Source organism: Arthrobacter sp. PAMC25284, from assembly GCF_019443425.1.
Classification (GTDB): Bacteria; Actinomycetota; Actinomycetes; order Actinomycetales; family Micrococcaceae; genus Arthrobacter; species Arthrobacter oryzae_A.
This window is the reverse complement of sequence record NZ_CP080382.1, coordinates 2,748,067-2,760,402: the sequence shown is the minus strand read 5'-3', so window position 1 is coordinate 2,760,402 and position 12,336 is coordinate 2,748,067. Positions and strand designations below refer to the sequence as shown.

Genomic DNA, 12,336 nt, shown 5'->3' with positions numbered 1-12,336 from the left:
ACATAACCGGGGCGGTATGGGCGGGGCTGGCCCCGTCCTGGCGGGCGGCCCGAGCACCCGGGCGCGGGGGAATCAGCAGCCGGGCGGGGAGTACTCGTAGGCTCCGGCGTCGGGGATTTGATTTCGTGCGCACCCGCCGTTCTGCACGGCCGGCCGTCCTTCCAAATCCGCACCAAAGGGGCTTGCGCCGGCCAGGTCGATCGCGGGGCTGGTCGCGGTCAGACGGAGATCGGACGGTGCATCAACAAAGCCCGCCGGCGCCTTGGTCGAGGAGCCGTCCAAAGCGACATTACTGGGCCCGTTAAGGACGTTCTGCCGCTCGGTCCAGCCGGAGCCATCCATCCAGAGGGAGTTGCGGACGGCGACCAGGATGTTTCCGCGGATCACGGTTGATGCAGGACATGACCCATAACAGACCACGGCCTTCGAGTCCGGCCCGTCGAGCAACACGGTGTTGTGCTCGAAAACTGTGCCGTAGGTCGGGCCGAAAGAGCTGTTTGGTCCGCGGACGATCAATCCCGTGGTCTTCGCGCAGCCTGCACCGCATGTGGCCCGGACCAGGTTGTAGCTGAACGTGTTTCCATCGGCCTTTCCGGCAGAACGGCCGATCTCGGAGAACACGTTGTTGTCCAGCGCCCTGTTGTGATGAATGTTGTTGCGGCTGCCGTTGAAGATCTCAAAAGCGCTGCCATCCTGGATGAAATCGTGGGACGGCGCCGTGGAGCCGGTGATGATGTTGCCGGAGAATTCATTGTCGTTGCCGTTGATCAGGACGCCAAAGGCGCCCGAATCGTCATTGCATCCAGTGCCTCCGGCCGCACCGCAGCCGCTTCCCTTGGTGTTGACGTTCATCACGTTGTTATTGGCGAGGCGGTTGTTGGTGTACCGGCCGAAGTCGGAGCCGCCGCCCACCTTGATGCCCGCCGCATTGTCTTCCGCCACGGAGTTCGTAACGACGTTTCTGTCGCCGTCGACGCTGAATCCCGCATAGCCGCACCCCGCGGCGCGCAGGCCATCCACAATGACGTGGCTGCCTTGGATTCTCACGCAATCCCCCGAGTATCCCCCGACGATGGTCGGGGGCTCGCCGGTCCCGTAGCCCGTCACCGTAATGGGGGCGCCCTCCGCTCCGCTCTGGCCGACCAGCAGGCCGCCATTCCAGGTGTCACCCCTGCGAAGGCTGACCCGGTCGCCGGGCGACAGGACGGCGACGTTGAGCCGCGACAGTGATTTCCAGGGCGACTTCTCGGACGTCCCGGCGTTATCGTCATTGCCCGCGTCACTGACGTAGTAGGTCGTAGCACTGGAAACTTTTTGCGACGTGCCCCCTGATACTCCGGCCGGCGCGGACGACGGCGAGGCTGCCCCCTCCAGGACCCCGGTCAGCAGCACGAGCGTCACGAGGGTCGCAATGGTCGTGGGCTTGATCTTCATACCGTCACCTGGATCCTGGCCTGGGTCCGTCCTGGAGGGTGCTGCCACCTAGCGTTGGGCCGCGTCGGCACCCGGAGTGGTTAACGCTAGGAGTCGGTCCTGCCTACGTCAACGGTAGGGACTACTCGTTCCGGCACGTGGCGGGCCCGGCCTCTCCGCAGAGGGACGAGTGGCGCACCGGACGTCCACACCACATGCCGATTGCACAAATGTTCCTTTTTGCCACTTGACGTTCTAAATTGTGCGATTATGATAGTTAATCATGTGAAGTGCTTCACACGCCGTTGTTTTTCAAAGGAGAAATCATGACCGTTCCCGAAGACGCCCTGCGCACTGCATCCACCCGCAGCGGACTGAACCGACGGACCCTGCTGAAGACCATCGGCGTGGGCGCCGTAGCCATGGCCGGCATCCCCGCCCTCGCGGCCTGCACCGGCGGCGGAGGCGGCGCTGCAGGCGGCAGCCAGGCCGTAACGTTCGGTTCCGGCTCGTCCGACGCCGTCCCCCAGGCCGCTTACAAGGCCGTTACGGACGCGTTCACGAAGAAGGCCGGCGTCGAGGTCCGCACCAACGTGGTCCCCCACAACGACTTCCAGAACAAGATCAACACCTATCTGCAGGGCAGCCCGGATGACACGTTCACCTGGTTCTCCGGTTACCGCATGCAGTACTACGCGGACAAGGGTCTGCTCGCCCCGATCGACGACGTCTGGGAAAAGGTCGGCGGCAACTACTCCGAGGCAATGAAAAAGGCCTCCACCGGCCTCGACGGCAAGATGTACTTCATCCCGAACTACAACTACCCTTGGGGCTTCTTCTACCGCAAGAGCCTCTGGGCCGAGAAGGGCTACGAAGTCCCCACGACGTTTGACGAGCTGCTCACCCTGTCCAAGAAGATGCAGGGCGACGGGCTCATCCCGATCGAATTCGCGGACAAGGACGGCTGGCCCGCCATGGGCACGTTCGACTACATCAACATGCGCCTCAACGGCTACCAGTTCCACATGGACCTCACCGCGCACAAAGAATCCTGGGACCAGAAGAAGGTCAGCGACGTCTTCGATACCTGGAAGGCCATGCTGCCCTACCAGAACCCGAACGCCCTGGGCATGACCTGGCAGGACTCCGCCAAGAACATCGGCGACAAGAAGTCCGGCATGTACCTGCTCGGCTCCTTCCTGACCCAGCAGTACACGGACCAGGCCATCGCCGACGACATCGATTTCTTCCCGTTCCCGGAAATCGCGATGGAAGGCCGCGACGCCGTCGAGGCCCCGATTGACGGCCTGCTGCTGACCAAGAAGGGCGGCGAGAACCAGTCTGCCCGTGACTTCATGGCCTACGTCGGCACGCCTGAAGGCCAGGACGTCTACCAGTCGGTCGACACCGCCAACATCGCGGCCGCCAAGGGCGCTGACACGTCCAGCTACTCGCCGCTGACCAAAAAGATGGCCGACGTCATCGCCAATGCCAAGAGCATCAGCCAGTTCTTCGACCGCGATGCCCTGCCCGCCATGGCAAACAACGTGATGATCCCGGCACTGCAGACCTTCATCAAGGACGGCACCGTCGACGTCAAGAACCTGGAAGCCCAGGCTGCATCGCTTTACGCCGCCCAGTAACGGCAACCGAGCACCCGCCCGGCCACAATGAGCCAGAACACACCAAACAAGGAATAGTTTTGTGACTACATCAACCGATAAGAGCCCCGCCCGGGCGCAGCGGCCTGCCGCCGCCCCGGCGGGGCGGGTCAAGCGGCTGTCGCGCCGCGACAAGTGGGTCCTGGCCTTCATGGTGGGCCTGCCCACCCTGATCCAGCTGACGCTGGTCTGGATCCCGACGCTCCTCTCCGCAGCCCTGTCCTTCACCCGTTGGAACGGCCTGAGCCTGAAAGACATCCAACCTGCGGGAACGGACAACTACGAGTTCGTAGCGCAGAACTATCCCCCGTTCTGGCCGGCAGTCCAGAACAACGTGCTCTGGCTGGTCTTCCTCGCCCTCATCGCCACGCCGCTGGGCCTGCTCCTGGCGATCCTGCTGGACCAGAACATCCGCGGCAGCAAGATCTACCAGAGCATTTTCTTCACTCCGGTGATGCTCTCGCTGGCCCTGGTCGGCGTCATCTGGCAGCTTTTCTACAACCGGGACAGCGGGCTCCTGAACTTCCTCCTCGGCACCGCCGGCACACCCGAGGCCGTTGACTGGTTCGGCGACTCATCCGTCAACATCTGGGCCGCCCTGATCGCGGCGACGTGGCGCCACGCGGGCTACGTCATGATCCTCTACTTGGCCGGACTCAAGGGTGTCGACCCCACGCTCCGGGAAGCAGCACAGATCGACGGCGCCAACGCCGTCCAGACCTTCTTCCGGATCATCTTCCCGGCCATGCGCCCGGTCAACATCATCATCATCGTCATCACACTGATCGAGTCGCTCCGCGCCTTCGACATCGTCTACGTCATCAACCGCGGCACCAACGGCCTGGAACTCATCAGCGCCCTGGTGATCCAGAACCTCGTCGGCGAGGGCCAGGTGATCGGCGTCGGGTCTGCCCTGGCCGTCATCCTCCTGGTCATCTCTCTGGTCCCCATCACTTTCTACCTGTCCCGCGCCTTCGGAAAGGACAAAGAGGCATGAGCATCACAAACCCGGCCCATGCCGTCACCGCCGGCACGGAATCAACCACGCCCGCAGGAACCGGCATCGCCGGGCACCCCCGCAAGAATAAGAAGCCCGCGAAGCGCCACTACGGCATCCACATCTTCCTGACCGTGCTCGCCGCCATCTGGCTCGTCCCGCTGCTCTGGACCATCTTCACCTCGCTCCGTCCCAAGGCGGACACTGACAAGTACGGCTACTTCAGCCTCGAAGGCGCCTTCAACTTCGACAACTTCATCCGGGCCTGGACCCAGGGCGGGTTCGCGCAGTACGCCTGGAACTCCGCCCTGATCACTATCCCGTCTGTCATCCTGATCCTGTTCTTCGCCTCGATGATGGCGTTCGCGGTCAGCAGGGTCAACTGGAAGTTCAACATCACCCTCCTGATCATGTTCACAGCAGGCAACCTGCTGCCGCCACAGGTCCTCGCCGCGCCGCTGTTCCAGATGTTCAAACTCACCGAACTTCCCTACAGCGTCAGCGACTCCGGGAGCCTGCTGAACACCTACATCGGCGTCATCGCCGTGGACACCGCCTTCCAGATCGGCTTCGTCACCTTCGTGCTCTCCAACTACATGAAGGCCCTCTCCCACGAACTGACCGAGGCCGCCCTCGTCGACGGCGCCGGCATCTGGCGCCAGTACTGGGAAATCATCCTTCCCTTGTGCCGGCCCGCCCTGGCCGCCATGGGAACCCTCGAAGTCATCTTCGTGTACAACGACTTCTTCTGGCCCCTGCTGTTCCTGCAGAGCGGAGACCGCCTGCCGCTCACCACGGCGGTCAACAACCTCCAGGGCCAGTTCCTCTCCGACTACAACCTGATCGCAGCCGGCGCCATGATCACGGCCATCCCCGCACTTGTGATCTATCTGCTGCTCCAGAAGCACTTCGTGGCCGGCCTGACCCTGGGCTCCAGCAAAGGATAATCGTGGACAGCAACACCCCCATTGCGACGGAGCACACCAGGATGCGATCTGGAACGCCTGCAATGTCCCCCCGTCAGTACAGCCAGTAAGGACCGAAGATGCTCGCCGCAGCCCGCCATTCCGCCATTGTTGCCGAGGTCCAGCGTGAACGGATTGTCCGTGTCGCCGACCTGGCCAAACTGCTGGGAGTCTCGCTCATGACGGTCCGGCGGGACATCGAGGCGCTGGACGCGGCGGGCACCCTGGAGAAAATCCACGGCGGCGCGAAACTGCCCGGCGGAGTCGGCACCCACGAGCCCGGCTTTGAGCTCAAAGCGACCGAACTGCAGGCCGAAAAAATGGCAATCGCGGGGGAGGCCGCCGCCCAGGTTCGTGAGGGCATGGCGGTGGGCCTCAGCGCCGGCACCACCACCTGGGCTTTGGCCCAGATCCTCGCCACCGGGCCGCGGATCACCGTCGTCACCAATTCGGTCCGGATCGCCGACGTATTCCAGCAGGGCGGCTCGCAGTCCACGGTGATCATTATCGGCGGCGAGCGCACCCCGTCCGACGCGCTGGTCGGGCCGCTCGCCACCGCCGCCCTGCACCAGCTTCACCTCGATGTGCTCTTCCTCGGCGTCCACGGCGTGGACGCCGAGGCCGGCTTCACCACACCGAACGTGTTGGAAGCCGAAACCAACCGGGCCTTCGTTGCCGCGGCCCGCCGCGTCGTGGTCCTGGCCGATCACACCAAATGGGGCACCCTGGGCATCAGCAGCTTCGCGGGCCTGGAGGACGCCGACGAGCTCATCAGCGACGACCGTCTCCCCGGCGAAGCACGGCGCATCCTCGGCGAACGCGTCGGACGGCTGCGCCTCGCCACCGTCAGCGCCGCCGGCTGACCCGCAATACCCTGCACCCACACTTTTAATCCCCGCACCCCTGCCGAACCGGGCGAACACCGCCTGACAACCATGCCTGGAGCTGCTTTGAACGCCCTGCAAGCCACCCTTCCTGCCGGCACCACCGCCCTTGAGCCGCTCTACCTGCGGCGCTCGGGGGCGGCGCTGCTGATCGATTTCAGCACCGGGGAGCCGGCTGTGCTGCACTTCGGTGCCGATTTGGGCCCAGACCTCCCGGACCTGTCCCTCCTGGGGTCACCCGTGGCGCCGTCGTCCCTGGATATTCCCGTGACACTGGGCCTGATCCCACAGGGGTCGTCCGGCTGGCGCGGACGCCCGGGCCTCCGCGGCCACCGTGACGGCCAGGCCTTCTCGGCCCGCCTTCGCGCCGTGTCGGCGACGGTTGAAGAAGGCGGGACAGCAAGTGCCGCCGTTATCACGCAGGCCGACGACGACGCCGGAATCACGGTCCGGACCGAGCTCCGCATCAACGACGGCGGGCTGGTGCAGCTCCGCCACACCCTGACCAACGACGGCTACGGCAACTACTCGCTCGAAGAGCTGGCCCTGACCCTGCCGGTGGGACGGCCCGCCACGGAAATCCTGGACCTTACCGGCCGCTGGTGCCGGGAATCCCACCCGCAGCGGCTCCCGCTGCGGCAAGGCACCTGGGTACGCTCCGGCCGGCACGGGCGCACCGGTCACGACGCCTCGCTGCTGCTGGCCGCGGGGACCGCCAACTTCGGCAACCGGCACGGCCAGGTCTGGGCCGTGCACCTGGGCTGGAGCGGAAACCACGAGAGCTTCGTGGACACGATCGGTGACGGCCGGACTGTTCTCGGAGCCTCCGAACTGCTCGGCCCGGCCGAAGTCACGCTTGAACCGGGCGGCACGTACGAAACGCCGTGGCTCTTCGCCGCCTTCTCGGATGCCGGCCTGGACGGCATCAGCGCGGCGTTCTATGCCTGGTTCCGGGCCCGCCCGCACCACCCCGGCGTGCGGTCGGGCAAGCCCCGGCCCGTTGTGCTGAACGTCTGGGAAGCGGTCTACTTCGACCACCGGCTGCCGATCCTGCTGGAGCTGGCCGAGTCCGCCGCCGCGCTCGGCGTCGAACGCTACGTCCTCGACGACGGCTGGTTCCGGCACCGCCGCAACGACCAGGCCGGCCTCGGCGACTGGTACGTGGACGAGGGCCTCTGGCCGGACGGCCTGGCCCCCCTGATTGACGCGGTCACCGCGCACGGCATGGAATTCGGACTGTGGGTGGAACCCGAAATGATCAACGAGGATTCCGACCTGGCCCGCGCCCACCCGGACTGGATCTCGGGCCCGGCACGGCCGGACGATTCGACGGGCCGGCTGCCGGAACGCTGGCGGAACCAGCAGGTCCTCGACCTGGTCAACCCCGACGCCTGGCAGTACATCTATGACCGGCTGGACGATCTCCTTAGCACCAACCGGATCAGCTACCTGAAATGGGACCAGAACCGGGACCTGACCGAAATGGGCCATGACGGCGCCGCGTCGGTCCACGCCCAGACACTGGCCGTGTACCGCTTGCTGGATGAACTGCGCAAGGCCCATCCCGGCGTCGAGATCGAGAGCTGCTCCTCCGGCGGGGCCCGTGTGGATCTCGGCATCCTTGAACGCACAGACCGGGTCTGGGGTTCAGACTGCAACGATGCGCTGGAACGCCAGACGATCCAGCGGTGGACCGGAATGGTGGTGCCGCCTGAACTCGTCGGCTCGCACATCGGCCCCACCACCTCGCACACCACGGCCCGCACCCACGAACTGTCCTTCCGCGCCATCACCGCACTCTTCGGCCACTTCGGCATGGAGTGGGATCTTCGCCAGCTCAACGACGGCGAGCGCAAGGAACTGGCCGCGGCGATCGCACTCTACAAGGACCGGCGCGGCCTGCTGCACAGCGGCCGGATGGTCCGGGCGGACGAGCCCGATCCGTCCCTGCTGCTGCACGGCGTCGTCTCCCCCGACGGCAGCGAGGCGCTGTTCGCGCTCGTGTCCGTGGCAACTTCGTTCTCCGAGGTTCCCGGACAGGTGGCCCTGCCCGGCCTGACACCCGAGACGAACTACCGCGTGGAACTGGTGTACCCGGCCGCCGGCCAGGGCCATACCTTTACGCAGGTTGCGCCCCCGGCGTGGGTGTCCTCCGGCATCGAAGCCAGCGGCCGGTTCCTGGCCGAAGCCGGGCTGCCGATGCCGGTCCTGAACCCGGAACACGGGGTTCTCCTGAGCGTCCGCGCGGTTACGCCACCTGGCACTGCAAGTCCTGAAGCAGCCGGAAAGCGCGGCTAGCATGGCCGGCATCACCAAGCGGGAGTTCACGCTCTCCGACGGGCGCGACATCATTTACTTCGATGACGCCGACACGGCCCTTTCCCCGGAGCGGGGCCCCGACCTGCGCGAACCGGCAGTGCGCCCGCCGACGGCGTCGATGCGCCAGGACGTCCTGACCGGCGAATGGATTACGGTGGCGTCGGCCCGGCAGAACCGCGTGATGTTGCCGCCGGCGCACCTGGATCCGCTGGCCCCGGCGACGGCGGACAATCTCTCCGAGGTCCCCAGCCAGTACGACGTGGCCGTCTTTGAAAACAAGTCACCGTCTTTCGGACCGGAGCTGACGGGACCGGACGCCCCTGCCGGGCTGGAAGACCTGGACGCGATCGGTCTGGGACGCAGCCGGATGTCCGTGGGCCGTTGCGAGGTCGTGTGCTTTTCGCCCGAACACACCGGCTCGCTCGGCGGAATGTCAGAGTCCCGGATGCGGACCGTCGTGGAGGCCTGGGCGGACCGGACGGCTGCGCTATCCGCCCTGCCCGGGGTCCAGCAGGTATTCCCGTTCGAAAACCGCGGCGAGGCCATCGGGGTCACCCTGCACCACCCGCACGGGCAGATCTACGCCTACCCGTTCATCACGCCGCGGACAGCGCAGCTGATCCGCTCGGTGGAGAGCTACGGACCGACGCTCTTCGAGGACATCCTGGCCTCCGAGCAGAGATCCGGGCGGGTGGTCCTGGCGGGCGAGCATTGGACCGCATTCGTGCCCTTTGCGGCCCGCTGGCCGCTGGAAATCCATATCCTCCCGCACCGGCATGTGCCTGACCTCGCGGCCACCACCGCCGGGGAACGCGACGAGTTTTCCCGGCTGTACGGCGAAATCCTGCGGGGCGTGGATGCCCTGTACACAACGCCGACGCCCTACATCTCAGCCTGGCACCAGGCGCCGGTGCACACCCACCGGGACGATATCCGGCTGATGCTCCAGCTGACCTCACCGCGCCGCGAGGAATCGAAGCTGAAGTTCCTGGCCGGGTCGGAAGCTGCGATGGGTGCCTTCATTGCGGACATCCCGCCGGAAACGTCCGCCGCACGGCTGCGGGAGGCCCTGGCGGGCCTCCATCCGGCCCGCTGACCGGGCCGTTCTATACCCGGACGAGCCCGGCGGCCTCGGCCAAGAGCTGCACGGAACGAAGCCTGCCCTCCGTGCCCGTGCTCTGGTGCGCGACGATCAGTTCGTCGGCGTCGGCGTGCGCAGAAAAACCGTCCAGATACTCCCGCACGGCGTCCGGTGTGCCGACGGCCGAGTACGTCATCATCTGGGACAAATGTTGGCCCTGTGGCGAGTCCAGAATCATGTCCGCCTCGTCATCGCTGAACACCCTGCCGTTGCCGAAGAAAAGCGACACGCGCGCCCGCTTGGTCGCCTGGAACATGGACTGCGCCTCGGCCGCGGAATCCGCGGCGATGACGTTGACGCCGGCGATCACATGCGGCGCATCAAGCTGTGCCGAGGGCCTGAAATCGCGCCGGTAGGCAGCGACGGCGTCCTCCAGGGCGTTCGGCGCGAAGTGCGAGGCGAAGGCGTAGGGCAGGCCCAGCTGGGCGGCCAGTTTGGCTCCGAACAACGACGATCCCAGGATGTACAGCGGCACGTCCGTGCCCTTGCCGGGGACGGCTTCCACGCCGGCGATGCGGGTGGGGCCAGTCAGGTAGCCCTGAAGTTCCAGCACGTCCTGCGGGAAGCTGTCCGAAGAGGCAGGGTCACGGCGGAGGGCGCGCATCGTGTTCTGGTCGCTGCCGGGGGCCCGGCCCAGGCCCAGGTCGATCCGGCCCGGGTGCAGTGTTTCCAGGGTGCCGAACTGTTCGGCGATGGTCAGCGGGGAGTGATTGGGCAACATGACGCCCCCGGCACCGAGACGGATGCTGGCGGTGTGCGCGGCAACGTGGGCAATCAGGACGCTGGTTGCGGAGGAGGCGATCGCGGACATATTGTGGTGCTCCGCGTACCAGATCCTCCGGTAGCCCAGTTCCTCGGCAAGCTGTGCCATGGCGACGCTGCCGGCGAAGCTTTCCGCCGCCGTCTGGCCTCTGGCGATGGTAGCCAGGTCAAGGATGGAAAGCGGAACAGTCACGGAAAACCGGCCTTTCATTGCGGGGATGTCAGCGCCCGTGACGACCCCGCAGGGGTTCGGGCACGGGGCACATCAACGACAACCACGGCCGGTCCCGGGTTATTTCTTCCGCCCCGCCCGAGGATGCAGGCCGCACCGGGTCAGGCCGCACGTCACTGCGCTTAGCGCCATGCACCGCACCGCAAACGGGACCTCAGCTGCAGGAGACGTTGTAGTCGAGTCCCTTGGAAATGTACTGCACCATCGAGACCCGGCTGCGGGGGGTGAGCGCGGGAAGGGAGCACTTCGCCTCAGCGTCCGAGCGTGACCGGGCGCCTGCCAGCCAGCTGGGCAGCCCGGCCAGCGGGCTTGTGGATTTGACGGTGCCCGCGATCTGGTTCCACTGGTACCCGGTCGAATAGATCCCCACGGGGGCGCCAATGCTCTTGAAGTACACAGCCATCCCCTCGAGGACGGCAACGTTGGCTGCTTTGTTTCGCTGCCAGCTGTTTTCCGTCTCCACATCCAGCCACCACAAGTACGACGCCGGATTCGTGACTCCGCGGAGTTTGGCGTCGTCGTAGGCCTTCGCGTAGCCGTACATGTAGGAGCAGGCCTTGAACGTGCGCAACGCGCAGTTGCCGTACGGGTTGCTCACCCGTTTGCCCTTGTACGTATTCGATTTGGGCCACCATGAACCCTGAAGCCCGGGATTGGCGGTGTTGACGTAGAGGGCCACCCGCGGCTGCACCGAACTGGGCGCGTTCTTCGTTGCTGTGCCCGCCCATGCAAGTTGATCCGCCAGGCAGGGGTTCGTGGTGTTGGCGAGACCGTTGTTGACGCCGACCACGGCGAATGACAACTGCCGGGGCAGGTCCTGGCCGCACTGCGGCCAGGACACGTCAACGCCGACCACATCAGCGGACCGTTCCGGTGCGGCAGAGACCGGGCCGACGCCCGCCAAGACGAGGCCGAGGGCAGTGGTCACCGTGAGTGCAAGCCGTGCCATGGATGAGAGCATGCCCCCAGTCTAGGGCGGCAATCTCCGCCCGGCAGGGAGCCCCGGTAACCTCGGCATGGCCCGAACGGAATACATGGAGGCGGCACCGGGCGGAATAGTCCCGGCCGCGAAGGAGTTGCCGCCTCTGGGAGCCACAAGAACCCACCGCATCCGCGAACAGCCATATCCGGCTGGACGCAACTGCACGGATGCTGCAATCCGGCCTCCCGCTATCCACTCTTCGCCGGTCCTCCCGGGCACCGGCAGAACAGGAGCAACACCATGGCTAATATTCTGATGGTCGTATCCGGCGCCGATTCCCTCACCATGCGCGACGGCAGCGAACACCCCACCGGCTATTGGGCGGAGGAACTGGTCGTCTCGCATCAGATGCTGGTCAACGCCGGCCACACCGTTCACATCGCCACCCCCTCCGGCGTCAAGCCCACCGTCGATCAGGTCAGCCTCGCCGCCGAATCGGCTGGCGGCCAGGAGCGGGCGGACGGTTTCCGGAATTACATTGACGCCATCGACGCCGAGCTGTCCGCACCACTGGTGCTGGCCGACGTCGATCCCGGCTCTTACGATGCCGTTGTGATGCCCGGTGGCCACGGCCCCATGGCCGACCTGTTCCAGGACGCGGACCTCGGCCGCGTGCTGGTAGCCGCCGACAAGGCCGGCAAGGTCATTGCACCGTTCTGCCACGGCCCCGCCGGCCTGCTGAGCGCCAAGGCCAGCGACGGCAGCTACGCTTTTGCGGGCCGCCGGCTGACTGTCTTCACGGACGAGGAAGAACTCAACGGCGGTACCGGGCCCAACACGCCGTGGTTCGTCGAGGAGGTCCTGAAGGACAACGGCGCCGTCGTCGAAAACGGCGCCGCCTGGGGCTCCAATGTGGTCCGCGATGGGAACCTGATCAGCGGCCAGAACCCGCAGTCCAGCGAGGACGTGGCCAAGGAAGTCATCAAGGCCCTCGCCGAATAAGAGCTGCCGCAGCCGGGTCCGGAGCTCCCGGACCCGGC

At 65.9% G+C, this 12,336-nt stretch carries 10 protein-coding genes; 7 read left to right on the top strand and 3 right to left on the bottom strand.

The features are described 5' to 3' along the window. Window positions 1-72: 72 nt before the first annotated feature. Entirely contained in the window at window positions 73-1,434 is a 1,362-nt protein-coding gene (locus KY499_RS12750; RefSeq protein WP_123256524.1) for a hypothetical protein, read from the bottom strand. A 305-nt stretch (window positions 1,435-1,739) separates the two neighbouring features. Here KY499_RS12750 and KY499_RS12745 point away from each other — a divergent pair, with 305 nt between their 5' ends. The 6 genes from KY499_RS12745 to galT all read left to right on the top strand — a co-directional run bounded on the left by KY499_RS12745 (window position 1,740) and on the right by galT (window position 9,335). Continuing rightward, entirely contained in the window at window positions 1,740-3,056 is a 1,317-nt protein-coding gene (locus KY499_RS12745; protein ID WP_123256525.1) for an ABC transporter substrate-binding protein, read from the top strand. A gap of 61 nt (window positions 3,057-3,117) precedes the next feature. Next, window positions 3,118-4,071, top strand: a complete 954-nt coding sequence (locus KY499_RS12740; protein WP_123256526.1) for a carbohydrate ABC transporter permease — start codon at window positions 3,118-3,120, stop codon at window positions 4,069-4,071. Further along, complete coding sequence (locus KY499_RS12735; RefSeq protein ID WP_219885525.1) at window positions 4,068-5,018, top strand: carbohydrate ABC transporter permease; 951 nt, start codon at window positions 4,068-4,070, stop codon at window positions 5,016-5,018. The genes KY499_RS12740 and KY499_RS12735 overlap by 4 nt, the downstream gene beginning before the upstream one ends. 98 nt (window positions 5,019-5,116) lie before the next feature. Beyond that, the gene (locus tag KY499_RS12730) at window positions 5,117-5,899 is read left to right on the top strand and encodes a DeoR/GlpR family DNA-binding transcription regulator (protein WP_123256528.1); all 783 of its coding nucleotides are present in this window, start codon (window positions 5,117-5,119) and stop codon (window positions 5,897-5,899) included. Between the two features lie 72 nt (window positions 5,900-5,971). Continuing rightward, the gene (locus KY499_RS12725; RefSeq protein WP_219885524.1) at window positions 5,972-8,218 is read left to right on the top strand and encodes an alpha-galactosidase; all 2,247 of its coding nucleotides are present in this window, start codon (window positions 5,972-5,974) and stop codon (window positions 8,216-8,218) included. A gap of 1 nt (window position 8,219) precedes the next feature. After that, entirely contained in the window at window positions 8,220-9,335 is a 1,116-nt protein-coding gene (gene galT / locus KY499_RS12720) for a galactose-1-phosphate uridylyltransferase (protein ID WP_123256530.1), read from the top strand. Window positions 9,336-9,345: 10 nt separating this feature from the next. On the opposite strand, the gene KY499_RS12715 is transcribed toward galT, so the two are convergent. Together KY499_RS12715 and KY499_RS12710 are read right to left on the bottom strand one after the other, a co-directional pair. Beyond that, window positions 9,346-10,335, bottom strand: a complete 990-nt coding sequence (locus tag KY499_RS12715; protein WP_123256537.1) for an LLM class flavin-dependent oxidoreductase — start codon at window positions 10,333-10,335, stop codon at window positions 9,346-9,348. A gap of 193 nt (window positions 10,336-10,528) precedes the next feature. Further along, window positions 10,529-11,335, bottom strand: coding sequence for a hypothetical protein (locus tag KY499_RS12710; RefSeq protein WP_123256531.1), 807 nt, complete (start codon window positions 11,333-11,335; stop codon window positions 10,529-10,531). Between the two features lie 261 nt (window positions 11,336-11,596). Here KY499_RS12710 and KY499_RS12705 point away from each other — a divergent pair, with 261 nt between their 5' ends. Beyond that, window positions 11,597-12,298, top strand: a complete 702-nt coding sequence (locus KY499_RS12705) for a type 1 glutamine amidotransferase domain-containing protein (protein WP_123256532.1) — start codon at window positions 11,597-11,599, stop codon at window positions 12,296-12,298. Window positions 12,299-12,336: the final 38 nt, after the last annotated feature.